A 26,985-nucleotide genomic window follows, 5' to 3' on the forward strand; every position below is an offset into this window, starting at 1 on the left:
TACAGAGTGCGACCCGCGCTCCGCATCATCAATCTGATCACACCTCAGCAACGACGCAATCCCCGAACGGGTAACGGACGAACCGTCTGTGGACGGCCTCGGGATCTGCACGTTCGAGCGGCGGCGCACGACGGCGTTCCTCGACCTTCGCATGATTGCGGTCGGCACCGCCCTTGGCGATCTTCGGGTGGATCTCCGTCCCCACTTCCTACCCGCAGAGGAACATCCATGACCGAAAACTCCCGTCGCCCCCGGGTCGCCATCGTCGTCGGCAGCCTCCGCGCAGAGAGCCTCAACCTGAAGGTCGGCAAGAGCATCGCGGCGCTCGCCGGCGACCGCCTCAACGTCGAGATCGCGAGGATCGCCGACCTGCCGCTCTACAACGAGGACCTTGATCCAAACCCACCCGCCGAATGGGTCCGCTTCCGCGAGCAGATCGCCCAGATGGATGGCGTCGTCTTCTGCACTCCCGAATACAATCGCGGGGTGCCCGGAGCGTTGAAGAACGCCATCGACGTGGGTTCACGTCCACCTGGCGAGATCGTCTGGGCCAAGAAGCCGGCCGCGGTCATCAGCGTCTCTCCCTACCCCATCGGCGGCTTCGGCGCCAACCACCAGGTGCGACAGCTCTGCGCATTTCTCGACATGCCCATGCTCCAGCAGCCGGAGGCATACTTGGGCAGGGTCACGCCCGAGAAGTTCGGTGCGGACGACGTCGTAACTGACCAGCCGCTGAAGGAGATCCTGTCGAAGATTATCGACGCCTATGTGGCCTGGCTTTCTCTCACCCGCGCCCGGTCAGATGTATAGTTCAGCCCTGACTTGGCCAAGCGCCATGTCAAACCCGTCCAAGCTGGCACCGCGACATACAATGTGCAGTTCATAATCGAATAGTTCCCAGCCTGATCCAAATGCTAGTTACGGTTTCCGGAAAAGGGCGTCGGCGTTTGGCGCTCCGGCGGTACCATCCCAGAATTACGAAGGATCAATCCCGGATAGACCGGTATCTCAGATCCCGGTCGTCGCACCGGGCTGCTTGGGGTGAGTGCGGATCCGAGCAATCGCGTGATGCCGCGCCCCACATCGACGGGCTCGCCGGCACTATATCGTTCCGTAAACAGATAAGCCGTTTTCCCCCAATACGGTCGAGCAAAGCACGACCGATCGATATCCATGGAGAAGTGAGCAGATTGACAATGGTACGTATAAAACGTACAGTGTTGCATGCCCATCGTCGCTCCCGCACGCTCGTCCTTTTCTGCTGAAACAAGCATGGAAGGAGGCGTTCCGGCGTCAATGCCGCAAAAGATCGACTCTCGGTCGCATCGCCGTTGCGTCCGGCCCGGCGCCGCAAACTCAAAAATCATCAAGTTCGTTTCTGGTGTTTTTTTTCGTTTTCCCCTTCGGCGGCGATGCCGCTTCACGGTCCAAACCGATCATCTGCCGGACGTGACGCAAGGCGTATGATCCGCTAACAGCGCGCCTTCTCTCTAGGATTGGACCTACACACCTTGCCGACGCTTCATGCCCGTTTCGCCACCGATCTCGCCGCCGCGCTCGATGCGCTGGAAGGGGAGGGCGCGCTGCCGTCCGGGCTCGATCGCCGCAACGTCACGGTCGAGCCGCCGCGCGACACCAGCCATGGCGATCTCGCCACCAACGCCGCGATGGTGCTGGCCAAGCCCGCGGGCACCAACCCGCGCGCGTTGGCCGAGCTGATCGAGCCTAAGCTGGCGGCGCTGGATTATGTCACCTCGGTCGCCATCGCCGGGCCCGGCTTTCTCAACGTCCGCCTGTCGGATCAGACGTGGCGGGACGAGCTCGCCAACGTGCTGACCGAGGCGGGCGATTATGGCCGCTCGACCATCGGCGCGGGCAAGATCGTCAATGTCGAATATGTCTCCGCCAACCCGACCGGGCCGATGCATATGGGCCATGCCCGCGGCGCGATCGTCGGCGACGCGCTCGCGACCTTGTTGGAATATGCCGGGCACAAGGTTGTCCGCGAATATTATATCAACGATGCCGGCGCGCAGGTGCAGACGCTAGGCCGCTCCGCGCACCTTCGTTACCGCGAGGCGCTGGGCGAGACGGTGGAGATCCCCGAGGGTTTCTACCCCGGCGATTATCTGATTCCGATCGGGCAGGCGCTCGCCGCCGAATTTGGCGATGCCTATGTCGGCAAGCCCGAAAGCGAATGGCTCGATCTGTTCCGTACCAAGGCGGTCGCGGCGATGATGGACATGATCCGCGCCGATCTCGCGCTGCTCGGCATCCATCATGACGTGTTCGCTTCCGAAGCCGAGGTGCAGAGCGAGGGCCGGGTCGATGCCGCCTTCGAACGGCTGCGCAAGGAAGGGCTGATCTACGAAGGCGTGCTGGAAGCGCCCAAGGGGGAGGTGCCCGATGATTGGGAGCCGACCGAGATGACGCTGTTCCGCTCGACCCAGTTCGGCGACGATCAGGATCGCCCGGTGCGCAAGGCCGATGGCGGCCTCACCTATTTCGGCACCGATCTCGCATACCATGCGCAGAAGGCCGAGAGCGCCGATCTCCTGATCGACATCTGGGGCGCGGACCATGCCGGCACGGTCAAGCGCATCCAGGCGGCCGTGAAGGCGCTGACCCATGGCGAGAAGCCGTTCGACGTAAAGCTCGTCCAGATGGTGCGGCTGATGCGCGCGGGCGAGCCGGTCAAGATGTCCAAGCGTTCGGGCAAGTTCATCACCATCGCCGACATGGTCGAGGAGGTCGGCAAGGATTCGGTCCGCTTCACCATGCTCGCGCGCAAGGCCGACGCGCAGATGGATTTCGATTTCGCCAAGGTGGTGGAGGCGTCGAAGGACAATCCCGTCTTCTACGTCCAATATGCCCATGCCCGCATCGCCTCGCTCCATCGCCGCGCGGTGGAGGCGGGCATCGTCCTGCCGCAGCCGGCGGACCTGACGCTGCTGGATGCGGAGGAGCTGGGGCTGGTGAAGCTGGCCGCCCAATTCCCGCGCGTGATCGAAAGCGCGGCCAACACGCATGAGCCGCATCGTATCGCTTTCTATCTCTACGATCTCGCCGCCGCCTTCCACGCGCTGTGGCATCGCGGCAATGACGATCCCGCCCGCCGTTTTCTGGTGGTGGAGGATCCCGCGGTCACCGCCGCGCGGCTGGCGCTGGCGGATGCGATCGGGCAAGTCCTGCGCAACGGCCTCGGCGTGATGGGCGTGGCCGCCGCGGAGGAGATGTAAGGCGATGGTGGAGATCCGGCGCGGCTTCGGCGCTGAAGGCATGGGCAATGAACGCTTGCCCTGGCTGGAGCCGGTCGAGGACGAGGACGATTATCTGGAGCCCGCCGGTGGCGGCGGGCGCCTGGTGATGTGGATCGTCATCGGCATTGCCGCGGTCGCCATCCTGTTCGGTGCCTTCGTGATCTGGCAGCGCCATCGCGCCTCCCAGGCGGATATCGGTCAGATCATCCGCGCGCCCGCTGGGCCCTATAAGGAAAAGCCGGCCAATCCCGGCGGCCTCGCGGTCGACGAAAGCGGCGTCATTGCGGAGCGGATGGGTACGGGCAACGATATCGACAGCCCGCTCGATCTCTCCAAGATTCCGGAGCAGCCGATGACCGGCGCCGGCAGCGATCCGAGCCTGACGCCGACCGTCCCGACGCCCTCGGCCCCCACCGCCGGAGCGTCGCCGACGCCGGCGCCCGTGGCCAAGCCCGCGGCCGCGAAGCCCGCCGCGCCCACGCCGCACGCCACCGTGCCGCCGGTCGTGGCCTCCGCCCCGGTGGTGAAGGCGCAGCCCAAGCCAACGACGCCCAAACTGCCGACGCCGGTCGTCGCACCCACGCCGGCCCCCGCGTCGGGCGGCGGCAGCACCGTGCAGCTCGGCGCGCTGGCGAGCGAGGCCAAGGCCCGCGCGGTGTGGAAGACCTTGTCGTCACGCTTCGGCGTGCTGGCGCCGCTCGCGGTGTCGATCACCCCGGTGAAGGTTGGCGACAATACGCTGTACCGCCTGCGCGCGAGCGGCGGCGACGCGCGCAAGGTGTGCGCGCAGCTGCGCGTGGCGGGCGAATCCTGCAACGTGGTCGACTGATGACGCCGCTGATCCTGGGCCTGTCCGGCCGCGCGCTGACCGACGATGAGCGGGCATTCTTCCGCGATGTCGCGCCCGCGGGCTTCATCCTGTTCAAGCGCAACGTCGCGGATCGCGCGCAGTTGAAGGCCTTGACCGACGAACTGCGCTCGATCGCCGGGCGCGACGACGTGCCGATCCTGATCGATCAGGAAGGCGGCCGGGTCGCGCGGATGCAGCCGCCCGAATGGCCCGCTTTTCCCCCCGGCGCCGCCTTTGACCGCCTCTATGACATCGCGCCCGTCTCCGCGATCGAGGCGATGCGCGCCAACACACAGGCGCTCGCGGCGATGCTGCGCGAAGTCGGCATCAACGTCGATTGCCTGCCCTTGCTGGACGTCCGCCAGCCCGGCGCGCACGACATTATCGGCGATCGTGCGCTCGGCACCGATCCGATGCGCGTCGCCGCGCTCGGCCGCGCCACGCTCGACGGGCTCAAGGCCGGCGGTGTGGTAGGTGTGGTCAAGCATGTCCCCGGCCATGGTCGCTCGACCGCCGACAGCCATGTCGAGCTGCCGGTGGTGACCGCGTCGGCCGAGGATCTGGAAAGCGATCTCCGTCCCTTCACCACGCTCAACGGCGCGCCGATGGCGATGACCGCGCATGTCGTCTTCACCGCCTGGGATGCGGAGCGGCCGGCCAGCCTCTCTCCCACCGTGATCGGCGATATCGTGCGCGGCCGGATCGGCTTCGACAATCTGCTGATGTCCGACGATCTCGGCATGCATGCGCTGCAGGGCAGCTTTACCGATCGCACCGCGGGCGTGATCGCCGCCGGCTGCGACATCGGCCTCCATTGCTCGGGCGACATGGCCGAGATGCAGGCCTGTGCTGCCGGCGTCGGCGCGATCAGCCCCCGCGCCCGCGAACGGCTGGATGCGGCCATGGCGACCATCGCCGGCGCGGCCGACGACACCCCCTTCGACGCCCTGATCGCCAAGCGCGACGCCTTGCTGGCGCTGACGGGAGCCTGAGCGATCTCCGCGAAATATCATTTCTACCGCCCCGAAGAGGGCCATGGCCTGGCCCATGATCCGCTGAACGCGATCGTCGGCCCGCGCCCGATCGGCTGGGTCTCCACCGTCAGCGCGGACGGGCAGGTCAATCTGGCGCCCTACAGCTTCTTCAACGCGTTCAATTACCGCCCGCCGATCATCGGCTTCTCCAGCTTGGGCGGCAAGGACAGCCTGCGCAATGCGGAGGCGACGGGCGAGTTTGTGTGGAACATCGCCACGCGCCCCCTGGCCGAGAAGATGAACGCCACCAGCATGCCCGCGCCGCACGGCACCAACGAATTCGACCTCGCCGGGCTGACCCAGGCGCCGTCCCGCCTGGTCGCGCCGCCGCGCGTGCAGGAAAGCCCGGTCAATTTCGAATGCAAGGTGACGCAGATCGTCCGCCTGCAGGATCAGCGCGCGGCGCCGATCGATGCCTGGCTGGTGATCGGCGAAGTGGTCGGCGCGCATATCCGCCAGGATTTGCTGAAGGACGGCATATTCGACACGTTCGGCGCCGAGATCATCCTGCGCGCGGGCGGCCCGACCGCCTATGTCCATGTCACCCCGGACAGCCGGTTCGACATGACGCGGCCGGCCTAGATTGCGGCGCGCGGGGCCAGCCTGTGTCAACGACCGCCTATTCAATTCTCCGATAGGGGCCCAAGCGCCGTCGCGCCCGCCAGCAACAGCGCCGCTGCCGCCACCGCGATCCACAACGCCCCCAAGCCAAGGATCGGAAACAGTGCGGCGCCTGCGATCGCGCCGACGACCAGCCCCAGCCACAACAGCAGATAGGGCAGCCACGCAAGGCGGGGGCCACCGGCGAGCGCAGCGGCCAGATGCTGGCCCAATTTGACGAGCGTGCCGGTCATATAGGTGACCCCGACGCTCACTTCGCCGTCGCGCTGGAATATGGCATTTGCGGATCCCATCGCACACGCCATAAGCAGCGGCGCAAAGCGCATGCCTCCCGCGATGGAGGCCGCCCCCGCCGCGATCGCCAGCTCCAGCACCAGGAAGCCCAGAACGGCCTGCTTGCGCCATCGTCCCGCCCGTCGCCCAACGATTGCCCCCATCACGACACCCGCGACGAACACCCCGATGAGAGCGGCGGCGGACAGACTGGCCGGTGCCCCGCTGACGAAACCAGTCGCCATCCGCGTCGAATTGCCGCTCATGAAGGATACGAACAGGCCGCCCAGCTTCAGGAAGCCAAGCGCATCGACAAAGCCAGCAAGGGCAGCGAGGCCGATTGCCAGCAAATGGTGGCGCTTTTCATATCGACGCATAGCCCATCATAAGAGCGGTCGGCGTGAAGGGGAGTCACGATTGCGGCCCATCGGCACGGAACGGATCACCCCCTTCCACGCACAGAATGACGGCAATTCAGCGTTCGCAGCCGAACCGTCGCCGTCTGCGCCATCCCTTGCGATTGCAGATGCAATCAAGCTTTGGCGGTCGGAAACCGACGGGAAGCTCCGCGCACCCATTGGGTCCTCCTCGTGGTGGCAGGCCAGACAGGCTGCCCGATTCAAGGAGGAAAACATGTTTCGTTGGACGCTCGCTCTTGGGGCGATGACGCTCTGCTTCGCTTCGGCTGCTCACGCGCAAGAAATGCCCGCGGATCCCTCGCCGGGTGCTTATGCGTCGACCGATCGATGGACGGGTCTATATGCGGGGCTCAACGCCGGCGTGGGCTTCGGCGGCGCCGATGCGGTGCAAACGACCGGACAGGCCGCGCCAAACATCGCCAACATTGCTGGCAATGCCCGGCCGGGCCTGGTCGATCTGGATCGGGTTGGGGTGATTGCAGGCGGCCAGATTGGCTACAATCTCCAGCTCGGGCGGTATGTTGCGGGCGTCGAAGCGGATTTCGGCTATACGCACTTTACCGACACGCGCGACGTGGGCACGGCGCAGCTGAACACCGGTCTGGCGTTGAACAATCGCTTTCGGTCCAAGATTGACTATCTCGGGACGGCGCGTGCGCGCCTTGGCGTGACCTGGAACCAGGCTTTGTTCTACGGAACCGGCGGGCTTGCCTTTGGACGCACGCGTTACGCGGTCACGATGTTTGGCGCGACAGGCAATGTCCAGTTCGCGGGCGAGCGTGAGAAAACGCGCGTCGGCTACGCTGTCGGCGGCGGCATGGAATATGCCCTTACGGAGCGCGTCTCCGCCAAGTTGGAATATCTTTATTATGACCTGGGCCGATCAACCCTGAATGTTGCCGTCGTGCCGGGCAGCGGCGGAGCCGGTACCGGCTATGACTCGCGCTTCAAGGACAGGGGCAATACCGTCCGGTTGGGCGTCAATTACAAATTCTAGGCGCAGCCCTCAGGCGGCATCGGATGTCCCGCGATGGATCCCGATGCCGCCACGCGGCTGGTCGGTATTCGACCGGGTCGACTTACGCAAAGGTCATCGCGCCATGCGTGCGCTTGGCCTCGGGCTCGACATGGATCGAGATAATGCTTTCTGGATGATCGGCCTTCAGCGCGGCCTCAATGCGGTCGCAGATCGCGTGCGATGCATCGACCGTCATGGCGCCATCGACCACCAGATGGAAGTCGATGAACGTCATCCGGCCCGCGTGGCGCGAGCGCAGATCGTGCGCTTCCAGCGCACCGGTCATGTTCGCGTCGATCGTCGCCTGCACGGCGGCAAGTTCCGCAGCGGGCAGCGCCGTGTCCATCAGGCCGCCGACGCTCTCTTTAATGAGGCTCCAGCCCGACCAGAGAATGTTGAGAGCGACCAGCGCAGCAAGAATGGGGTCAAGTATCTCCCAACCGGTCAATGCGACCAGCAGCAGGCCAACGATGACGCCGCCCGATGTGTAGACGTCCGTCAGCAAGTGCTTGCCGTCCGCGATCAACGCCGGTGACCGGCGCTTGCGCCCCGTGGTGATCAGCAGCCAGCTCCAGGCTCCGTTCAATCCCGTGGCGGCGGCGCTGATGGCGAGACCGAGCGCGGGTGCGTGCAGGGCGTGCGGATTGCGAACCGCGCCATAGGCCTCGCGCAGGATCGCCAGCGCCGCGATGAGGATCAGAACGCCTTCAAGCACGGCCGAGAAATATTCGGCTTTGGAATGCCCGTACGGGTGGCCCGCATCGGCGGGGCGGAGGCTGATCCGGATCGCGAAGAAGGCCGCGATCGCGGTCACGACATTGATGATGCTTTCGACCGCATCCGAATAGAGTGCGACGCTCCCGGTGAGCGCGAAAGCGACATATTTCAGACCGAGGACGATAAGACTTACGGCAATGCTGCCCGCCGCCAGCTTCAGGATGCTGGTCGGTTCCGCCCCCTGCTCAGACGCCATCAGCGCGCGCGTTCAATGTGCGTTTTAGTCACTTCCGTTCCCCGTCTACGGTCCGATGTTGGAACAGGATCTATCTATGAGCTCTCGGCAATCGTCGATGCCACACAGCAACGACCTGCCGGACGATGTCGTTCCGAGGGAGACCACGGATGCCGCTACGGCCCTCATCAGATTTGGGGGCATAGGGCGATGGGACGCCAACGTTCCGGTCTGGGGCAATTGGGCGCTGGCAGCGGAGCTAGAGCACGCTCGTCGTGCCGATCCAGACGGTCAAACGGTCGCTTCGAGGCGGCCTATCTCGCGCTGCAGATTAATATGGGCCTGGGCCTCCAAACGTTGAAATCCCGGCGTCCTGTAAATCGTACGCTTGTCGAATTCTCGCAAAACGTCGGCACGCCCGGCGCGGTAAGCGGCTTCTGGCACGAAGGCATATTCGCGCCGTATCTGCTCGGCATAGCGATCATATGTCGCAGGGCTTGCGCCGATAATTGCCAGGTCCAGGTCATTGAAGGCGTCGGAAAAGGGATCGCCGCCCGCATGGTGCTTGGTGTCGAGGATCAGGCGTACGGCGAGATCGGTGCTGGGGCCCGCGGGGAGATCCGCTTGCGCCTGCGCGGCCGAGCGCTCCTCATTATCGGACGCCTTGGGATCATAGACGATGTCGTGCAGCCATATCGCCGCAACGATTGCGGGGTTCGACCCGTCGTACCACCGGAGCATCGCCTCGATATGGTGCAGCGTGTGGTAGTGGCGATGCGGCTCATGAAGCTGCATTTGCCAACGGCGCGTCGTTGCTTCGGGCAGGTTGAGAAGTGCGAGACTCTCGTCAGGGGTCATTGGCTTCTCCTGGCGGCGATCGTCAGGAGATAGGCAAGACTGCCATCCTCTCCAACCGGGAAATCCGGCGGGGCCACGCCAAAGTGCGTGTCGACGGCCGATGCAGTTGCCGTCGACGGCGAACACCGCACCGATGTAGTCCGCTGGATTGTTATCCGGCATTACGGTAAGCTGACGACGCGTCATGCCGATGCGGGCTGGAGGGGGCGTTACGAACCTCGATCAGGATATTCTCGGCGATCTATATGCGGCGGCCGAGCAGGCGTCGCGCTGGCCGCGATTGCTCGATGGGCTGTGTCGCGCGGTTGGGATGCGCAGTGCGGTCGCCCAGATACTCGAGATTGATCTCGACCAGTCGCGGCAGAGCTGGTGCGCCCGCGATGTCCTGTCACAGGCGGATGCGGCGCGGCATGACCGGTTCATCAACACGCCCGGCAATCCACGCTTCAATGTCGGGCGGCAGGCAGAAGGCGCGCACGGCATCGGCAGCGATGCGCGCAGCTTTGGCAAAGCACCTGCGTCATGGGCCGACTTGCGGCAACGGCTGGATCGCGGCGGCCTCGGGGCGGCGATGTGGCTTTCGTTTCCAATCGCGGCGCGGCGCCATTTCACACTCATCCTTCACCGCGCGCCGGGCGATCTGCGCGATATCCGCCCGGACGAAGAAGCCTATCTGGAGGCGCTGCGACCGCACCTGATGCGTGCGGTGCGCCTGGGCGGCGGGGGCGTGCCGGCCGCATCGCACGCTTTCGCGCTGCGCGCGACGCTCGACCATCTGCCCAGCGCCGTCCTGTTGATCGGCGCGGACGAGCGGGTGGCATGGTCCAATCGTGCCGCCGAGCGCCTGTTGGGGCGGGCCGACGCGCTGCGCGTGGTCGGCGGGCGGCTGCACTGCAGCGAGGCAGGCGACGGCATTCGGTTGCGGGCCGCGCTGGCCGGCGTGCGGGCGGCACGGCTTCCGACGGCGACGCTCGCGGTCGGGCGGTGGGGGGAGCGGCCGCTCCACGTGCGGATCGATCCGTTGACACGCGACCCGTGGGCTGGAGATCGGGCGGAGGGAGACGGCGCGGAGGAGTATCCGGCGGTAGCCTTGTTCCTGTCCGAGCCTGACGCCGCGCTGGCGCTCGATCCGGCGACGCTGGCCGGCCTGTTCGGCCTGACTCCGGCCGAAGCGGCGCTGGCGGCGGCGATCGGCGCGGGCGTGACGCTGACCGATCATGCCGCCACGCGCGGGATCGCGATCGGGACCGCGCGGATCCAGCTGAAACAGGTCCTCGCAAAGACGGCGAGCGGGCGCCAGTCGGAACTGGTCCGCCGCTTGTGCCAGTCGCTGGCGGAGCGTGCCCGCTAATCGCGGCGCCGTCTTATCCCAAATGGGAGATGCGCGCGGCGTCAGGATGCGCGCACTCTGCGCGACAGAGGCGATATCAAGTCGCCCCTTGGGTGAGGGGATGCAGGATGACAGGGATCGGATCGCGCGTGGCGGGCTTCGCGCTGGCGATGGGATTGTGGTCGGCCAGCCTGAGCGCGCAGCAAGTGTTGCCGGCGCCGCTGCTGAAAGGCGGTGTCTCCGCGGTTCCGGTCGCCACCCAGATCTTGCGATGGCACATGCTGGACGGCGATGTGAACGCGCTGACGTTTCGCAGCATGGACACATTGTTCACGACGCGGAGCGTGCCGCGCGCAGGGGAGGTATGGCAGCTGCCGCGCGCGGATCGGCCGCTGGATTTCAGCTATACGTTCCAGGGCAAGCAGTATCGCGCGCAGGATTTCCTGGAGCGCAGCTACACCAACGCCCTGCTGGTGATGAAGGACGGGCGGATCGTCGCGGAAATCTATCGCAACAACAGCAATGAGCGCACCCATTTTATGGGCTGGTCGATGACCAAGTCGATCACGTCGATGCTGATCGGCTGCGCGCTGGCGGAGGGGCGGATCCGATCGCTGGACGACCCGATCGAAACCTATCTGCCGGAGCTGCGCGGGGGCGGTTATGCCGGCGTCACCATTCGCCAGATCCTGCAGATGCGATCGGGCGTGGACTATGAGGAACGCTACGATTTCGAGCATCCCGGGACCGCCGCGACCAACCATATCAACGCGCTGGTGAAGAATGTCGCACGCTTCGCCGATCCGGCGCGCACGATCCGCCGCGTCCACCCGCCCGGCAGCGTGTTCCAATATAAGACGCTGGATACGGCCGTGCTCGGCTGGTTGGTCGAGCGGGTCTCGGGCATGTCGGTGGCGGCCTATACGGCGCAGAAATTGTGGGAGCCGTTGGGAATGGACGCCGACGGCTTCTACATCATGGACGGGCCGCCGGGGGTAGGGCGCGAATTCAGCGGCGCCGGCTTTAACGCCACGTTACGCGACTGGGCGCGGATCGGGCTGACGATGATGAATGGCGGCACCGGCAACGGCCACCGTATCCTCTCCCCGCAGTGGGTCGCGCAGGCGTCCGCGCCGGCCGCACCGGAGGATGCGCGCGGTGGCTATGGTTTCCAATGGTGGACGATGCCGGGATCGGATGCCTACTCCGCGATCGGCCTGCAGGGGCAATATGTGTTCGTCGATCCGAAGACGCGGACGGTGGTGGTGAAGCTCAGCTATTTCCCCCCGGCGGACGAGCAGGCGTCCGCGGAAACGGCGGCGTTCCTGGCGGCGGCATCGGCGTGGAGCCCCGGGTGAGCGGCACAAGCCCGCTCATGCTTCCAGCCCTTCCACATTCGCCATCACCCGCTCCAACAGCGTCAGCAGCGTCGCCTCTTCCATCGCGGAGAGGCCGCGCATCATATCCCTGTTGCCTTGGACCAGGATGTCGCGCGCCGCGGGGAGGCGCGCATGGGCCTCACCGGTCAGCGAGATCAGGCTGCTGCGGCCGTCCGCCGGGTCGGGCTCGCGGCGGATCAGGCCGTCCCGTTCCATGCGCGACAGCAATTGGGCCATCGTCGGCTGCTCGACCTTGGCCCAGCGGGCGAGTTCGCGCTGCGACCATTTCGCCCCATCCTTGAGCGCGATCAGCACGGGCAGCTGCGCGGTGGCAAAGCCGAGCGGGCGCAGGCGGGCGTCGCCCAACCGCGTCATGCCGCGCCCGATCCGGCTGATGAAATGGCTGGCCATCTTGTCGGCATGGAAATCGCGCACCGCAGCCATTGCATAGCATCCTATGTTTATTGTATAGGCTCCTATGTAAATTGAGGAGCGAGTCATGGCAATGAGCGAGCGGATCGCGATTATCGGTGGCGGACCGGGTGGGTTGATGTTGGCGCGGCTGCTACAGCGGCGCGGCCTGGCGCCGGTGGTGTTCGAGCGCGACGCGCATGCCGACGAACGGCCGCAGGGTGGATCGCTCGACCTGCATCGCGAGACCGGGCTGCGCGCAATCCACCTGGCCGATCTGGACGCGGCCTTCCTGGCGCACGCCCGACCGGAACATCAGGGCGACCGGCTGTATGATCCGGCGGGGCGCATTCTGCTCGATCATGACGGCGATGGCGGCGACCGGCCGGAGATCGATCGCGCGGCGCTGCGCCATATCCTGCTGGAGGCGCTGGTGCCGGGAACCGTACGGTGGGGCAGCAAGGTGGAGGCGATCGTGCCGCAGGGCGCGGGCTGGCGCGTGATGGCCCAAGGCCGGGCGGAGGATTTCGATGTGGTTGTAGGGGCGGACGGCGCCTGGTCGCGCGTGCGGCCTTTGCTGTCCGCTGCACAGCCAGTCTATTCGGGCATAGCCTTCGTCGAGCTGGACTATGACGCGCGGCGCCATCCCGAGATCGATGCGCTGACCGGCAGCGGCAAGATGTTCGCGATCGGGCAGAACCGCGTCTTGGTGACGCAGCGTAACGGCCATGACCATATCCGCGGCTATGTCGGCATCCGCATTCCGGAGGCGGATATGCGGCGACTGGAGCGGCTGGTGGCAAACGACGTGCGCGCGGTGATGCGAGCGGCCTTTGCAGGCTGGGCACCCTCCCTGGCGCGGATGATCGACGTGGGAGACTTCATCGCGGTGCGCGCGCTGCACGCGCTGCCGATCGGGCATAGCTGGGCAAGCCGGCCGGGCGTGACGCTTCTAGGCGATGCCGCGCATGTGATGACGCCCTTTGCAGGCGAGGGGGTGAACCTGGCGCTGGCGGATGCGGCCGATCTCGCCGATGCGCTCGTTGCGGACGAGGGTTGGGCGGCGGTGGAACGCTATGAAGCGGCAATGACGGCGCGCGCGCGGCCAGCGGCGGAGGAAGCGCATCATGGCGCAGAGGTGACGGTGTCACCATACGGCGCGGCACCGGTGGTCGCGCGCTATCGACAGCGGCTGGAGGCGGCGATGGCGGCTTAGCGGCGCCCTCTTTGCGGGCGAGCGTCCGATCTCTTGGCAACGCCACCCCTCACCCAAACCTCTCCCTTAAGGATGAGGGCTTTTAAGGGTGGCTCCGTCGATCGGCACGGCGCGTAATTGACGGAGCCACGGAGACGGCGAATCCATCGGGCGCTTCGTCAGAAGGGGAAGACGATGTGGATCATGGTGATCGCCACGGCGGCGGTCAGTATGTTCAGCGGCAGGCCGACGCGCACGAAATCCATGTAGCGATAGCCGCCCATCTGATAGACGATCACGTTGGTCTGATAGCCGAATGGCGTCGCGAAGGCGGCGCTTGCGGACATCATCACCGCCACCAGGAAGGGGCGGGGGCTGACCCCCAGGCTCTGCGCCAGCGCGACCGCGATCGGGGTGACCAGGACCGCGACCGTGGCGTTGGACAAAAGCTCCGTCAGGATCAGCGTGACGACATACAGGACGGCGAGTGCGAGCAGCGGGCTCAGCCCGTGGACGGAGGAGATGAGCAGGCGCGAGGCGGCATCCGCCAGCCCGCTCTGATCGAGCGCGATGCCGATCACGACCATGCCCGCGATCAGGATCAGGATTTCCGGACGCAACCCGCCATACGCCTCGTCCGCGGTGATGACGCGGAGCAGGATCAGCAGCACCGCGCCGGCAAAGGCGGTGGCGGCGATGGGAGCGACGCCGGCGGCCGCGAGCGCGATCGCGCCGACGAAGGTGGCGAGCGCAATGCCTGCCTTGGCCGGCGCGAAGGGCCGTGCGGTCGCGAACAGGTGCGGGTCCCCGACCAGTCCGCCGGCGAGCGTCAGTTCGTCGCGCGTGTCGACCGCGCGTTCCTCGGCCGCGTCAGTGCCGTCACGGAGCAGCCGCCCGCTCACGAAGAAGAGGTAGAGCGCGCCCACCGCCGCCATCGGCAGGCCGACGGGTGTGATCTCGAAAATGCCGAAGCGGGGCTGGCCGGCGAGCCGCGCCATATCGTCCACCAGCAAATTGGTCGACGTGCCGACAAGGGTGCAGCAGCCGGTGAGGATGGTGATATAAGAGAGCGGCATGAGGTAGCGCTTGGGCGGGAGCTTCAGCGCCACCGCCACGTCGCGCACCACCGGCGCGCCGATCACAACGATCGGCGTGCTGTTGAGGAAGCAGGAGACGCAGCCGATCGCGGCCAGCATCAGCCACACGCCGATCGACCCCAGCCGCCGGCACATCGTCACCGCTGCCGCGATCGCGCGATCGAGCAAACCCGACAGTTCCAGCGCGTAGGCGATGACAAAGAGCGAGGCGAGCGCGATGATGGCGGGACTGGCGAAGGCGCCCTGCACGTCGATCGGCCGGACGATGCCGGTGATCAGCAGCACCGCCGCCCCGGTGAGCGCGACCACGTCGGCGCGGACCTTGTCCCAGATCATCGCGGCGACAACGGCGGCCAGGACGACCAGCGTCAGGATCTGATCGGTCGGCATGCGGTTCTGGGTCGGGGCGCAGGCGACCTATGTCAACGATTTCTGCCTTGGGGTGGAGCGCGGCGGCAAAAAGGGTATCAGGGGCTATGCAAGAACCCAGCGTCAGGACGAGCCGGCTCGCCATCGCCGGCGGTTTATCGGCCGCGCTCCTTGTCGGCGCGGCGGGCTTCCTGATCGGGCGTGCGACGGTGGCGCCCGCGCCGGTGCCGGTGGTGGTGCAGCCGGCGCGGCCGGCCGCGCCGTCGGTGGCAGAGCCGGACGGCGGACGCTTGCTCGATCGCGGCGACCTTGCCGCGTTCGCGCGCCAGGCGGCGGATGCGCTTGCCTCCGGCGGCGCGGCGCCAGCGGACGTGCGCGACCTGCCCGGGCGGCGCTTCTCGCTGTCCCTCCCGTTCGGCTGCGGCGGCCCGGCGGACAGCGACAGTCCGGCACCGCTGCGCTGGCGCTATGACGAGGCCAGCCAGACGTTGCGCGTGCATGTCGCGCTGATCGCATGGCAGCCGGACGAATGGGGAATGAAGGCGCAGGCGATGCCGCAGGGCTTTTGGGTGACGCGGCCCTGGTCCTCAGCCGAAACCTGCCCGGCCCATAGCCGCGAGGCGGAGGCGATCGGCACCGATCCGGTGACATTGCCGGGGCAGACGCTGGCGATGGTCGGCTTCGATGCCGCGCCCCGCGGCGACGGCGGCTATGAGGCGGTGCTGCGCGTCCCGCGCGATCAGCTCGATGTAACCCAAGGCCTGCGCGCGCGCGTCACCGGCCGGATCGGGCGGATCCCCGGCGATGGCGCAGTGCGCTGCGTCCAGCCGGCCGGGATCGAACAGCAACCGATCTGCGCGATCGCCGCCATCTTCGACGAACTTGTGGTGGACAATCCCGCGACGAACGAAACGCTGGCCCGCTGGACGATCGGCAAAGTGGGAGAGCAGGGCGCGAACACGCCTGAATAGTCCTCACCCCGGTCGATCTGCCTGAACCGAAGGCCGTGGTTGGCGTTGTCGGCAACATCACCGGGAGCGCTGCGATGTCCGATTATGATCTTTATTATTGGTCGGTGCCCTTTCGAGGGCAGTTCGTGCGGGCAGCGCTTGCTTTTGCTGGTAAAAGTTGGACCGAGCAGGGCGACGATGCGATTGCCGCGCTGATGGACGGGCCAGTCGCGGACATGCCGGTGCCGTTCATGGGGCCGCCGCTGCTGATCGATCGCCAGACGGGCTTCGCGGTGGCGCAGATGCCGGCCATCCTGCTGTATCTCGGCGAGACGCTGGATCTCCTGCCCGCCACGCCGGCGCTACGGGCGCTGACGATCAAAGTCGTCAACGATGCCAACGACGTGATCGACGAGCTGACGCTGGATGGAGGCCGCCAGATGTGGACGCCCGAACGCTGGCGGGACTTTGTGCCGCGGCTGCAGAAATGGGCGAGTTTCTGGGAGGAGACCGGACGTCGCCACGGGTTGCAGGCGGATGCCGGCTTCCTGCTCGGCAGCGATTCGCCTCAGATCGCCGACATCGTCACGGCGACCTTATGGTCGACCATGGCGGATCGCTTTCCGGCGATTGGAGTGATCGTCGCGGACGCGGCGCCCATGACGATGGCGTTGACGCGGCGCGTCGCGTGCCTGCCGCCGCTCGCCGAACTGGCCGCCCGTGCGCGCGCGGATTACGGTGACGTCTATTGCGGTGGCGAGATCGAGGCCTCGTTGCGCAAGGTGGTGGCGGACTAGCCCGCCAGGGGCGGCGCGCGCTGCGACCGACATCGGTCGGAGCAATATTTGACCTGATCCCAATCGCGCTGCCACTTCTTGCGCCAGGCGAAGGCCGCTGACAGGCGGCGCAGATCTTGGTGGGCAAATGCGGCTTCTTGTGCGCCATTCAGCGGTGGCCGACAGCCCGCCGCGTCAAAGCCGCTGCTCGCCCTGAGGCTCGCACCACTCGATCGGGATGACGCCCAGCACGTTCATCGAATTCTGAACCAGCGCACCGCCCGAATACCAGACGCCGTCGCGGCTTAGGAAAGCCACGATGGTGTCGGTATCCTCGGCAGTGCGGATCAGCACGGGCCGGCCTATCGGCGGAGCGACCTGATCGATCTTATTCCAGCTCAATGTGATCCTCCTGCATATCGGCACCAACGCCGTGGCGGCATGATCGGTGCCGAGCATGCGATGTCGGATCAGATGGGCGCAGGTTCAATCCTTGGCGCGATAGGCGTCGGGAATCACGAATACCGCATCCGCACGGCCATAGCCGCCGTCGGGTACGTCCTCGATCAGGACCATCGTGTGCGGCCGCGCCGCCTCGCTCAGATATTCAACGAGCAGGTCGGTTACGCGATGGATGATTTCCGCCTTCTGCGCACGCGACAGCGCGTCTTGCGGCACTTTGATATTGGCGAATGGCATCACAATTTTCCTTTGCGACGTGGAGCGCGGGCGGTTCAGCCGCCGCGCGTCTCGGTTGCGGGCGTGTTGAGCTGGCCGAGCGCCTGATCGAACCGGCCTTCCGCCTCGGCATGACGCAGGAAGCCGACGCGCTTGACCAGAATTTCCGGCGGGGTCGGTACCTGCGCGAACAGCGTCATCACCTCATCCGCAAATTCGTCGAGCGGCAGGTAGCCGGGGCGGGTTTCCTGGCCGGGCGTGAGGCCAGTCTGCACCGCCGGCGGAGTGAGTTCGATGACCTCGACCCGGCCCTGCAACACCTTGCGCAGCGATATCGTGTAGGAATGGATCGCCGCCTTGGTGGCATTGTATGTCGGCGTCGTGACCAGCGGCACGAAGGCAAGGCCGGAGGTGAGGTTGACGATCGCCGCGTCGGGCTGCGCGACCAGATGGTCGATCAGCGCATCGATCAGCCGGATCGGGCCAAGCAGGTTGGTGGCGATCGTTGCTTCCGCATCGCTCAGGTCGCGCGCCTGATCCAACGCCTCGAACCGCATGATCCCGGCATTGTTGATCAAGACGTTGACCGCCGGATATTCCGCCAGCAGCCGGCGTGCGAAATCCGCCACGCCGTCCGCGCTTTCCACGTCCAGTTCGATGGCATGCATGTTGGCGCGGCCGGCGATCGCGCGCTCCAGCGCTGCGCGCCGTCGCCCGGCGACGATCACCGTGTTGCCGGCATCGTGGAAACGCTGCGCCAGCGCTTCGCCGATTCCCGATCCCCCGCCGGTGATGAGGATGGTGTTACCCTGTGTCTTCATGACGATTGCTCCTCGCTTGGAGCAACAGATTTACTGGCTCACATCCGATTGGTAAGAAGGCACCCGAAATATCTATACTTACCAAAAAGAGAGTGACGTCATGGCCAATCTGCCATTTAGCGAAGCGACGATTCGTCAGCATCGTCGGATCGCGGAAACCACCCCGCCGAAGGAATGCGATCCCAAGGTGGAGGCGCTGGTCAACGACCTGATCGGCCGCGTCGCCGACAAATGGACCATGATCATCCTGGAGGTGCTGCATGAGCATGGCGAGCTGCGCTTCACGCAGCTGGCGCGCCGGGTCAGCGGCATCAGCCAGAAGATGCTCACCCAGACGCTGCGGCAGATGGAGCGCGACGGCATGGTCACACGCACCGTCCATGCGGTGGTGCCGCCCCGCGTGGAATATCGGCTGACCGAGCTCGGCTGCACGTTGGGCGCGGCCTTTTGTGGCGTGTGGATCTGGGCGGAAGACAATCTGGCGCGGGTGGAGGAGGCACGCGCCCGGTTCGATGGGCGGGACAATTGATGGCGGCGTGATGGCGGGCGGCCTTCTGGTGGAGGCCGCCCGCCCGATACGGGATCAGGGTCGCAGGACGACCTTGATGACGCCATCTTCCTTGTCGCGGAATTTCTTATACATCTCCGGCGCGTCTTCCAGGCTCGCGGGGTGGGTGACGACGAAGCTGGGGTCGATGTCGCCCGCCTCGATCCGGGCCAGCAGCTTCTTGGTATAGGCCTGAACGTGGGTCTGGCCGCTCTTGATCGTCAGCCCCTTGTTCATCATCGCGCCGATCGGAATCTTGTCGCCCATGCCGACATAGACGCCCGGTACCGACACCGTGCCGCCCATCCGGCAGCTCATGATCGCCTCGCGCAGCACATGGACGCGATCGGTGGCGAGGAACGTCGCCGCCTTGACCCTGTCCAGCACCGCATCGGCCGATCCGTGGCCGGACGCCTCGCAGCCGACCGCATCGATGCAGCTGTCCGGGCCGCGGCCCTTGGTGCGGAATTGCAGCTCGTCATAGACGTCGTCGACTTCGGCGAAGTTGATCGTCTCGGCGCCGCCGGCCTCGGCCATTGCCAGCCGCTCGGGCAGCTCGTCGATCGCGATCACGCGGCCCGCGCCGAGCATCAGCGCGGAGCGGATGGCGAACTGGCCCACCGGGCCGCAGCCCCAGATCGCGACGGTGTCGCCGGGCTCGATCTGCGCATTTTCCGCCGCCATATAACCGGTGGGAAAGATGTCCGAGAGGAACAAGGCCTGCTCGTCGGTCACGCTATCCGGAACGACAATCGGGCCGATATCGGCCATCGGCACGCGCAGATATTCCGCCTGGCCGCCGCAATAGCCGCCCAGCATGTGGCTGAAGCCGAACAGGCCGGCGGGCGAATGGCCCATTGCCTTGATCGCCATTTCCGCATTGGGATTGGTCCGCTCGCACGCCGAAAACAGGCCCTTGCGGCAGAAGAAGCAGTCGCCGCAGCTGATCGTGAACGGCACGACGACGCGGTCGCCGATCTTGAGGTTGGTGACTTCGGACCCGAGCGCAACGACGACGCCCATATTCTCGTGGCCCAGGATATCGCCCGATTCCATCGTCGGCTGATAGCCGTCGAGGAGATGGAGATCGGAGCCGCAGATCGCGCAGGCGGTGACCTTGATAATGGCATCGCGCGGATGCTGGATTTCGGGATCGGCGACGGTATCGACGCGAACGTCACCTTTGCCATGCCAAACGAGTGCACGCATCGAGTTTCTCCGGTTTGTCAGAAAGTCCGTGCGAACCACACGACCTTGGCAACCTGAACGTCCCGACAGCCGCTTCGGGCCCATCGCTATCACGGTAAAGTGTCGCCGCGCTTGCCCGTAAGGTACGGATGCAAAGGCAAAAAGCTGCGAACGGTGGCTTGCCCGTGATCGGGACAAGGTGGGCGCGCCAAGACCATGCGATGCGCACCGCCGGCATTTGCTTGTTCATCGCGATCGGGCATGAATGCGCACGATAAGGAGACACCGTTTGCGCTTGCCTCTCGCCCTCATGCTGTTGGCGGCCACCCCCGCCATAGCGCAACAACAGCCGATCCAGCCTGCGGCCGCGGCGCCATCGCGCAGCTTTACCGGCAGCGATCTGTTTGGCCTGTCGATCGCGGCGGACCCGCAGATCAGTCCGGATGGCCGCTCGATCGTTTATGTGCGCCGCTCGGGCGACATCATGACCGATCGGATGCAATCTTCGCTGTGGCTGATCGACGTGGCGAGCGGGCGGCAGTCGCCGCTGGTGGCACAGGGCAGCAGTCCGCGCTGGTCACCGGATGGTACGCGCATCGCCTATGCGGCGCCCGATGGCGGCGGATCGCAGCTTTTCGTACGCTGGATGGCGACCGGTGCCAGCGCGCGGATCACCAGCCTCCCGGGCGATCCGCAGGCGCTGGCCTGGTCGCCGGACGGCACACGCCTCGCTTATGTCGCAACCGTCGCCGGCCAGCCGACCACGCTGGGCGCCGCACCGCCCAAACCGGAAGGCGCGAAGTGGGCCGAACCGCTGACCGTTATCGATCGGGTTAATTACCGCAGCGATGGCCCCGGTTATTTGAAACCCGGTTACGATCATCTGTTCGTCATCGCCGCCGACGGTGGCGCAGCACGCCAACTGACCTTTGGGTCGTTCGACGATGGCGGTCCCTTGTCGTGGACGCCGGACGGGCGTGCGATCCTATTTTCCGCGATCCGCGGCCCGGAGGCCGATCGCCAGGTGATGAACTCGGATGTCATCGCGGTGGATGTCACGACCGGTGCGTTGAAGACGCTCACCACCCGTGACGGGCCGGACGGCGCGCCGCGCCTGTCCCCCGACGGCAGCAAGATCGCCTGGCTTGGCTTCGACGACAAGCGTCGCAGCTATGAGAATAGCCAACTCTATGTAGGCGATGGCGCGGCGGCCAACCCGCGCTCGCTCACCGGCGGCCTCGATCGCAGCATCGAAGACGCGCAATGGGCCGCCGATGGGCGCAGCCTGTATGCCAGCTATGACGATCACGGCCTGCGCCACATCGCGCGCATCGGCCTCGATGGTCGCCTGACCTCGCTCGTCGACAACGTCGCAGGCGGCGGGATCGACCGACCTTATACCGGCGGCGAATTCTCCGTCTCCCGCAACGGCACGGTCGCCTATACCGGCGGCGATGCCAGCGCGCCCGCCGACATATGGGTTTTGGCCAATGGCAAAAGCCGCCGGCTGACCACGCTCAACGCCGTGCTGACCGGATCCAAGGCGTTGGCTCAGGTCCGCAAGATCGCGGTGACCGCGCCCGATGGCCGCCCGATCGATGCCTGGCTCGCGACCCCACCCGGCATGCCCGCTGGCCAGCGCGTGCCGCTGATCCTGGAAATCCATGGCGGCCCGAACAGTGCCTATGGGCCCAGCTTCAGCAGTGATGTGCAATTATATGCCGCCGCCGGCTATGCGGTGCTGTGGACCAACCCGCGCGGATCGACCTCCTACGGTGCCGAATTCGCCAACCTGATCGACAAGAATTATCCTTCCGCCGATTATGACGATCTGATGGCCGCGGTCGATGCGACGGTGGCGGCGGGCGTGGCCGATCCCGACAATCTGTTCGTCACCGGCGGGTCCGGCGGCGGCGTGCTGACGGCCTGGATCGTCGGCAAGACCAACCGCTTCAAGGCGGCGGCGACCCAGAAGCCGGTGATCAACTGGATCAGCGAGGCGCTGACGATGGACAATACCCTGTTCACGTCGCGCTACTGGTTCGCCAAACTCCCCTGGCAGGATCCGATGAGCTATTGGCAGCGCTCGCCGCTCAGCCTGGTTGGCAACGTCAAGACGCCGACCTTGGTCGTCGTCGGCAGCGACGATTACCGCACGCCGGTCAGCGAATCCGAACAATATTATGCCGCGCTCCAGATCGCCGGCGTGCCCACCGCCTTGGTCAAAGTGCCCGGCGCCAGTCACGGCGGCCTCGCCGCGCGGCCCTCGCAATCGGCGGGCAAGGCGGCGGCGATCATCGCCTGGTTCGATCGCTATCGCGGCGCGTCGGGCGGGGCCGGGCGGACCGCGCCCTGAGCGCAGGCCGGATCATCCGCTGCGATCATAACGGGGCTCCACGCGAGGGCCGAAACATGGGAGAGTCTATGCAATCCCCGGAATTTTCTCCCACCGCCGGAATAGATCGGCGCGCCATGTTGGGCGGCATCGCCGCCGCCGGAGCGCTTGCTACACTGCCGCCCGCGCAGGCCCGGGCGGGAAGTGTTCAGCCAATGGCGGCCGTCCGTGGGCAATGGATCGTCACTACCGAGGCGGCGGGGTGGCAGCCTGGCGCAACGCCCCGGATAAGCGCGGCCGAAGCGACCACGTCCTTCGACCTGATCATCGATCCGGACAAAGCCCATCAGACGATCGAGGGATTCGGCGCCTGCTTCAATGAAATGGGCTGGGACGCTCTGCAGATCCTTCCCCAGACAGACCGGGACGCGATCTTCGCGGAGCTTTTCGGGGAGGGTGGTGCGGGCTTTACGATATGCCGCATGCCGATCGGTGCGAATGATTTCTCGCGCGATTGGTATTCGTACGACGAGACAGCCGCCGATTTTGCGCTCAGGAATTTCAGCATCGCCAATGACGAAACCAGCCTTGTCCCGTTCATCAAGGCTGCGAAACGCGTCCGTCCCGATCTGAAATTATGGGCCTCCCCCTGGAGCCCGCCGAGCTGGATGAAGACCAACGGCCATTATGCGTCGGTGCCGAACCTGCCGGGGCGCCCTGCAAACGGACTGCAGCCGGCCCAAGTGGGTCGCGAGGGTACCGATATGATGCGGCAGGAGCCCCAATATCTCGACGCCTATGCGCGCTATTTCGGCCGCTTCATCGACGCGTACCGGAAGCGCGGGATTTCGATCGGGATGGTGATGCCGCAGAATGAGTTTAACTCGGCGCAGCCCTTCCCCAGTTGCTGTTGGACACCGGAGGGCCTCGCCCGCTTCCTGCCGCTATTGGGTCGCGAGATGTCGGCGCGGAATGTCGAGATTTTCTTCGGCACGATGGAGCGCGAAGACGATCGGCTGTTCGAGCGCGTCTATGCGGATGCCCCCGCCGCTACCGTGATCCGCGGCATCGGCGTGCAATGGGCCGGAAAGGGTGCGCTACCGTATCTTCATCGCCAGCATCCGACTTTGCGCATCTACCAAAGCGAGCAGGAGTGCGGCGACGGGAAAAATGACTGGCGCTACGCACGCTATGCGTGGTCGCTGATGAAGACCTTTCTTCAGAACGGCGCGAACGCCTACGAATATTGGAATATGGCGCTTGTCGACGGCGGCGTCAGCCGCTGGGGCTGGTCTCAGAATTCGCTCGTGACCGTTGATAAGACGAGCCGGACGTTCCGCTGGAACCACGAATATTGGCTGATGAAGCACCTCTCCGCTTCGGTGAAGCCTGGCGCCCGCCGCATCGATGTCAAAAGCTGGGCGGGGTATGAAGACGTGCTCGCCTTCCGGAACCCGGATCACACGATCGCCATCATCGCGCATAACGCGCTCGCCGTGCCCCTTCCGGTAAAGATGCTTCTAGGCTCGCGCTTGGCGGAGACGGAGCTACCGGCGGACTCGTTCGCCTCGATCGTCCTGGCCCTGTAATCTGCCGGGCTGGATGCCGCTCGGGCGGTCGCCGTCGCGGGCCAAGGTGACGACGCGCTCAGCGGGTCACGACCTCAGCGGGAAAGCCGATGGCAAGGTGATCGATCAGCGCGCGCACCGCCGGGGGCAAGCCCCGTCGGGTCGTGAAGACCAGGTGGACGATCCCCTGAACGCCGCGCCATTCCGGCAAGACCCGGACCAGGCGGCCATCATGCAACGCCTGGCGGCAGACATGATCCGGCAGCACGGCAACGCCCAGCCTGTCGATCGCGGCGGCGCGCACGGCGGCCATGTCGGCGCACCCCATGCGGGGCTCGACCCGGACGATCGTGCTGCGTCCGTCCTCCGTTTCCAGATGCCACGCCACGTCCGGCGCGCTGTCGTCGGTGGCGAGTGCCGGGAATGCTGCCAGCTGGTCGATCGTGCCAATCTGGGCCGCAAGCGGCGGTGCGGCAACAAGGATGCGGGTCGAGCGCCCCAGCGACCGCATCGTCAGCGCGGCATCGCTCGTCAATGCGGTGCGCACGCGGAGCGCCAGATCGATGCGTTCCTCGATCAGATCGACCGCACGATCGGTGGCGACCCATTGCAATCGCACTTTGGGGTATTTGGTTAGAAAGGTGGTGATCAAAGCGGAGAGGGGTTCGATCATGCCGGTCGGACAACTGAAGCGGATGCGTCCATACGGCTCCGCCTGCGCCTCCATGACGAGGGCTTCGGCTTGTTCCGCTTCCAGCAGCATCGCGCGGCACCGTTCGTAAAAGGCCTGGCCGGTGTCGGTGACGCGAAAGCGGCGGCTGGACCGCTCGATCAGGCGCAATCCCAAGCGTGTCTCCAACGCGGCGATGCGCCGGCTGAGTTTGGACTTGGGCTCCCGCAGTGCGCGTCCGGCGGCGGCAAATCCGCCATGGCCGACCACCTCGGCAAAATAGGCCAGGTCGTTCAGATCCATGCGCATCATCGTTCCTCCTGCAGAACGCTAAGTGCCACATTTGCTATATACACGCATCATCGTTCCGATCGCATCTTCAGCAAGCGACGGCGAGCGCGGCACCTTGTTCCAGGAGACACACAATGACGGAGCGGTTCAGCAATAAAGTGGTGGTCGTCACCGGCGGCACCAGCGGGATCGGCCTGGCCACCGCGCAGGCCTTCAGTCGGGAAGGGGCATCGGTATTCATCACCGGCCGCCGCCAGGATGCGCTGGATGCGGCGCTCAAGACGATCGGCGGACGCGTGACGGGCGTACGCGGGGATATGAGCCAACTGGCCGATATCGACCGGCTATATGATGCGGTCCAGCAGCAGCATGGCCAGATCGATGTCCTGTTCGCCAATGCGGGCGGCGGTGAATTCGCGCCGCTGGGGGCGATCACCGAAGCGCATTATCAGGCCACCTTCGACACCAATGTGAAGGGCGTCCTGTTCACCGTGCAAAAGGCGCTGCCGTTGCTGAAAGACGGCGCGTCGATCATCCTGACCGGATCGACCACCAGCGTGTCCGGCACGCCCGCCTTCAGCGTCTATTCGGCGACCAAGGCTGCGGTACGCAACTTTGCGCGCAACTGGATCCTGGATCTCAAGGATCGTCGCATCCGGGTGAACACCATCAGCCCGGGCGTGACCGAAACGGCGGGTCTGAACGACCTGTTCGGTGGCGGCGATCAGGCGCAGGGTACGAAGGATTATCTGGCCGGGCTGATCCCGGCGGGTCGCATCGGTCAGCCGGTGGAGATCGCCAAGGCAGTCCTGTTCCTGGCGTCCGAGGATGCGAGCTTCGTGAACGGGGTCGAGCTGTTCGTGGACGGCGGCCAGGTCCAGATCTGAGGCGCCGAACGGTTCAGGCGGGCGCCGCGTCGTGGGATGCGGCGCCCGCTTTCATGCGGGGAGATCGATCGCTGCGGCTTCTATCGCAGCGCCTGTTTCAACCAGGCACGGATCGGCTTGTCCCAATATTCGAAGGCAAGCCAGGCGAAGGCCAGGACGAACAGCAGCGCGGCCGTTGCCACGACGAGGATCGCGCTCATGCTTGGCCCGCTGAAGATCCAGTTCATGTAGATATACATGAAGGGGTAATGGGTGATGTAGAGGGGAAAGGAGAGGCGGCCGCTGATCTGGCAGAGGCGCATCATGCCGCGTCCGGCATCCGAATGCGCCCCCGCCACGATCACCGCCGGAAAGAGCAGGATGATCAGCGCCGCTTCATACAGGCCGTTCCATTTGATTCCGCCCGCCTCCGGCCAGATCGGCAGCAGCATCGCGATCGTCAGCACCGCGGTGAGCGGCAGGAAGCCGAGGCGGATTCGGGGCAGGCGATGGCGGATCCGATAAAGGAACAGGCCGGTGACGAAGGGATAGGTCAGCCGCACGGCCGCCATCCATAAATTGCTCCAACCCCAGCCGCCGTCGAGCGAACCGCGGGCAAGCCCGGTCCAGATCAGCGCGATCGCACCTAGCACCATGATCGGAAGCAGCCACGGCGCCGCCAGCCGCCGCAGCACGAGGGCATAAGCCAGGTTGGCGACATATTCCCAGAATAGCGTCCATTCGGGTCCGTTCAGCGTGTGCGTATCATCCCAGCGGTTGGGTAACGCACGCGACGGCAGCGACAGCAGCATCATGACCAGCGCCCACGCCACCGCGCCGAACGGAGCCGCCTGCCGTGCGCCCGCAAAAGGATCGAGCAGGTAGCTTGCGAAGCCCAGCAATGCCCCCAACACCAATAGCGGGTGCAGCCGGATCAGCCGGATCTTGATGAAGCGGGCGATCGACATGCGCGCCCAGCGATCGTCATAGGCGTAGCCGATGACGAAACCGGACAGGCCGAAGAAGAAGTCCACCGCCAGCGGCGCATGATGCAGGATCACCTTGCTGCCGTCGAATTCGATCGGAATGCCCTGGATGTGGAACAGCACGACGAGCAGGGCCGCGCTGCCGCGCAGGCCGTCTAGTACCTCGAAATGCGGCTTGCCCGCTGCGGTCGCATCCGGATGCACGATCGCTTCGGCTGTGTCGGCCCCTGCCATATCTCTCCC

26 protein-coding genes and 1 pseudogene are annotated in these 26,985 nt (G+C 65.7%); 15 read left to right on the forward strand and 12 right to left on the reverse strand.

What is annotated here, in order from left to right; translation table 11 throughout:
• Positions 1 to 228: 228 nt before the first annotated feature.
• From ACSBM8_RS03710 to ACSBM8_RS03730, 5 genes are all read left to right on the forward strand, one after another.
• Positions 229 to 810, forward strand: a complete 582-nt coding sequence (locus ACSBM8_RS03710) for an NADPH-dependent FMN reductase (protein ID WP_442680315.1) — start codon at positions 229 to 231, stop codon at positions 808 to 810.
• Between the two features lie 701 nt (positions 811 to 1,511).
• Positions 1,512 to 3,239 carry an arginine--tRNA ligase gene (gene argS, locus ACSBM8_RS03715; RefSeq protein WP_442680316.1) on the forward strand — a complete coding sequence of 576 codons (1,728 nt, stop codon included), beginning with the start codon at positions 1,512 to 1,514 and terminating at the stop codon, positions 3,237 to 3,239.
• 4 nt (positions 3,240 to 3,243) lie between these two features.
• Complete coding sequence (locus ACSBM8_RS03720) at positions 3,244 to 4,089, forward strand: SPOR domain-containing protein (protein WP_442680317.1); 846 nt, start codon at positions 3,244 to 3,246, stop codon at positions 4,087 to 4,089.
• Entirely contained in the window at positions 4,089 to 5,102 is a 1,014-nt protein-coding gene (gene nagZ, locus ACSBM8_RS03725) for a beta-N-acetylhexosaminidase (RefSeq protein ID WP_442680318.1), read from the forward strand. Before ACSBM8_RS03720 ends, nagZ begins: the two co-directional genes overlap by 1 nt.
• A gap of 132 nt (positions 5,103 to 5,234) precedes the next feature.
• Complete coding sequence (locus ACSBM8_RS03730; RefSeq protein ID WP_442681479.1) at positions 5,235 to 5,726, forward strand: flavin reductase family protein; 492 nt, start codon at positions 5,235 to 5,237, stop codon at positions 5,724 to 5,726.
• Positions 5,727 to 5,767: 41 nt separating this feature from the next.
• Here the strand turns inward: ACSBM8_RS03730 and ACSBM8_RS03735 are convergent, their stop codons facing one another.
• Positions 5,768 to 6,415, reverse strand: coding sequence for a YoaK family protein (locus ACSBM8_RS03735; RefSeq protein WP_442680319.1), 648 nt, complete (start codon positions 6,413 to 6,415; stop codon positions 5,768 to 5,770).
• Positions 6,416 to 6,671: 256 nt separating this feature from the next.
• Here ACSBM8_RS03735 and ACSBM8_RS03740 point away from each other — a divergent pair, with 256 nt between their 5' ends.
• Positions 6,672 to 7,454 carry an outer membrane protein gene (locus tag ACSBM8_RS03740; protein ID WP_442680320.1) on the forward strand — a complete coding sequence of 261 codons (783 nt, stop codon included), beginning with the start codon at positions 6,672 to 6,674 and terminating at the stop codon, positions 7,452 to 7,454.
• Between the two features lie 82 nt (positions 7,455 to 7,536).
• On the opposite strand, the gene ACSBM8_RS03745 is transcribed toward ACSBM8_RS03740, so the two are convergent.
• The gene (locus tag ACSBM8_RS03745) at positions 7,537 to 8,448 is read right to left on the reverse strand and encodes a cation diffusion facilitator family transporter (protein WP_442680321.1); all 912 of its coding nucleotides are present in this window, start codon (positions 8,446 to 8,448) and stop codon (positions 7,537 to 7,539) included.
• 270 nt (positions 8,449 to 8,718) lie between these two features.
• Positions 8,719 to 9,471, reverse strand: coding sequence for an HD domain-containing protein (locus ACSBM8_RS03750; protein ID WP_442680322.1), 753 nt, complete (start codon positions 9,469 to 9,471; stop codon positions 8,719 to 8,721).
• Between ACSBM8_RS03750 and ACSBM8_RS03755 the strand changes: the two genes are divergently transcribed.
• Complete coding sequence (locus ACSBM8_RS03755; RefSeq protein ID WP_442680323.1) at positions 9,470 to 10,636, forward strand: hypothetical protein; 1,167 nt, start codon at positions 9,470 to 9,472, stop codon at positions 10,634 to 10,636. The genes ACSBM8_RS03750 and ACSBM8_RS03755 overlap by 2 nt on opposite strands.
• Before the next feature lie 107 nt (positions 10,637 to 10,743).
• Positions 10,744 to 11,973, forward strand: a complete 1,230-nt coding sequence (locus ACSBM8_RS03760) for a serine hydrolase domain-containing protein (RefSeq protein ID WP_442680324.1) — start codon at positions 10,744 to 10,746, stop codon at positions 11,971 to 11,973.
• Positions 11,974 to 11,988: 15 nt separating this feature from the next.
• Here the strand turns inward: ACSBM8_RS03760 and ACSBM8_RS03765 are convergent, their stop codons facing one another.
• Positions 11,989 to 12,438 (reverse strand): MarR family winged helix-turn-helix transcriptional regulator, encoded by a 450-nt coding sequence (locus ACSBM8_RS03765; protein ID WP_442680325.1) that lies wholly within the window; start codon positions 12,436 to 12,438, stop codon positions 11,989 to 11,991.
• A 55-nt stretch (positions 12,439 to 12,493) separates the two neighbouring features.
• On the opposite strand from ACSBM8_RS03765, the gene ACSBM8_RS03770 reads away from it, so the two are divergent.
• Positions 12,494 to 13,621 (forward strand): FAD-dependent oxidoreductase, encoded by a 1,128-nt coding sequence (locus ACSBM8_RS03770; protein ID WP_442680326.1) that lies wholly within the window; start codon positions 12,494 to 12,496, stop codon positions 13,619 to 13,621.
• A 158-nt stretch (positions 13,622 to 13,779) separates the two neighbouring features.
• Here ACSBM8_RS03770 and ACSBM8_RS03775 read toward each other — a convergent pair whose 3' ends face one another.
• Entirely contained in the window at positions 13,780 to 15,087 is a 1,308-nt protein-coding gene (locus ACSBM8_RS03775; protein ID WP_442680327.1) for an SLC13 family permease, read from the reverse strand.
• Between the two features lie 86 nt (positions 15,088 to 15,173).
• On the opposite strand from ACSBM8_RS03775, the gene ACSBM8_RS03780 reads away from it, so the two are divergent.
• Together ACSBM8_RS03780 and ACSBM8_RS03785 are read left to right on the forward strand one after the other, a co-directional pair.
• A complete protein-coding gene (locus ACSBM8_RS03780; RefSeq protein ID WP_442680328.1) occupies positions 15,174 to 16,037 on the forward strand; it encodes a hypothetical protein in 864 nt (287 codons plus the stop codon).
• Between the two features lie 74 nt (positions 16,038 to 16,111).
• Complete coding sequence (locus tag ACSBM8_RS03785) at positions 16,112 to 16,813, forward strand: glutathione S-transferase (RefSeq protein WP_442680329.1); 702 nt, start codon at positions 16,112 to 16,114, stop codon at positions 16,811 to 16,813.
• On the opposite strand, the pseudogene ACSBM8_RS03790 reads toward ACSBM8_RS03785, so the two are convergent.
• The 4 genes and pseudogenes from ACSBM8_RS03790 to ACSBM8_RS03805 form a co-directional block, all read right to left on the reverse strand.
• Positions 16,810 to 16,961 (reverse strand): annotated as a pseudogene (locus ACSBM8_RS03790) (DUF2256 domain-containing protein). The gene ACSBM8_RS03785 and the pseudogene ACSBM8_RS03790 overlap by 4 nt on opposite strands.
• A 26-nt stretch (positions 16,962 to 16,987) precedes the next feature.
• On the reverse strand, positions 16,988 to 17,194 hold the full coding sequence (locus ACSBM8_RS03795; protein ID WP_442680330.1) for a hypothetical protein: 207 nt from the start codon (positions 17,192 to 17,194) through the stop codon (positions 16,988 to 16,990).
• Between the two features lie 84 nt (positions 17,195 to 17,278).
• Entirely contained in the window at positions 17,279 to 17,491 is a 213-nt protein-coding gene (locus ACSBM8_RS03800) for a tautomerase family protein (protein ID WP_442680331.1), read from the reverse strand.
• Positions 17,492 to 17,526: 35 nt separating this feature from the next.
• Positions 17,527 to 18,291 (reverse strand): SDR family oxidoreductase, encoded by a 765-nt coding sequence (locus ACSBM8_RS03805; protein WP_442680332.1) that lies wholly within the window; start codon positions 18,289 to 18,291, stop codon positions 17,527 to 17,529.
• A 100-nt stretch (positions 18,292 to 18,391) separates the two neighbouring features.
• Here ACSBM8_RS03805 and ACSBM8_RS03810 point away from each other — a divergent pair, with 100 nt between their 5' ends.
• Positions 18,392 to 18,820 carry a winged helix-turn-helix transcriptional regulator gene (locus ACSBM8_RS03810; protein ID WP_442680333.1) on the forward strand — a complete coding sequence of 143 codons (429 nt, stop codon included), beginning with the start codon at positions 18,392 to 18,394 and terminating at the stop codon, positions 18,818 to 18,820.
• 54 nt (positions 18,821 to 18,874) lie between these two features.
• Here the strand turns inward: ACSBM8_RS03810 and ACSBM8_RS03815 are convergent, their stop codons facing one another.
• Entirely contained in the window at positions 18,875 to 20,047 is a 1,173-nt protein-coding gene (locus ACSBM8_RS03815) for a zinc-dependent alcohol dehydrogenase (protein WP_442680334.1), read from the reverse strand.
• A 244-nt stretch (positions 20,048 to 20,291) separates the two neighbouring features.
• Here ACSBM8_RS03815 and ACSBM8_RS03820 point away from each other — a divergent pair, with 244 nt between their 5' ends.
• Both ACSBM8_RS03820 and ACSBM8_RS03825 read left to right on the forward strand, forming a co-directional pair.
• On the forward strand, positions 20,292 to 22,382 hold the full coding sequence (locus tag ACSBM8_RS03820) for a prolyl oligopeptidase family serine peptidase (RefSeq protein ID WP_442680335.1): 2,091 nt from the start codon (positions 20,292 to 20,294) through the stop codon (positions 22,380 to 22,382).
• A 68-nt stretch (positions 22,383 to 22,450) separates the two neighbouring features.
• On the forward strand, positions 22,451 to 23,950 hold the full coding sequence (locus tag ACSBM8_RS03825; protein ID WP_442680336.1) for a glycoside hydrolase family 30 protein: 1,500 nt from the start codon (positions 22,451 to 22,453) through the stop codon (positions 23,948 to 23,950).
• 58 nt (positions 23,951 to 24,008) lie between these two features.
• Here ACSBM8_RS03825 and ACSBM8_RS03830 read toward each other — a convergent pair whose 3' ends face one another.
• The gene (locus tag ACSBM8_RS03830) at positions 24,009 to 24,911 is read right to left on the reverse strand and encodes a LysR family transcriptional regulator (protein ID WP_442680337.1); all 903 of its coding nucleotides are present in this window, start codon (positions 24,909 to 24,911) and stop codon (positions 24,009 to 24,011) included.
• Between the two features lie 113 nt (positions 24,912 to 25,024).
• Here ACSBM8_RS03830 and ACSBM8_RS03835 point away from each other — a divergent pair, with 113 nt between their 5' ends.
• Positions 25,025 to 25,777 carry an SDR family NAD(P)-dependent oxidoreductase gene (locus tag ACSBM8_RS03835; protein ID WP_442680338.1) on the forward strand — a complete coding sequence of 251 codons (753 nt, stop codon included), beginning with the start codon at positions 25,025 to 25,027 and terminating at the stop codon, positions 25,775 to 25,777.
• A gap of 80 nt (positions 25,778 to 25,857) precedes the next feature.
• On the opposite strand, the gene ACSBM8_RS03840 is transcribed toward ACSBM8_RS03835, so the two are convergent.
• The gene (locus tag ACSBM8_RS03840; protein WP_442680339.1) at positions 25,858 to 26,976 is read right to left on the reverse strand and encodes an acyltransferase family protein; all 1,119 of its coding nucleotides are present in this window, start codon (positions 26,974 to 26,976) and stop codon (positions 25,858 to 25,860) included.
• Between the last annotated feature and the right edge of the window lie 9 nt (positions 26,977 to 26,985).

Source organism: Sphingomonas sp. ASY06-1R, from assembly GCF_052180265.1.
In the GTDB taxonomy this organism is placed as follows: Bacteria; Pseudomonadota; Alphaproteobacteria; order Sphingomonadales; family Sphingomonadaceae; genus Sphingomonas_I.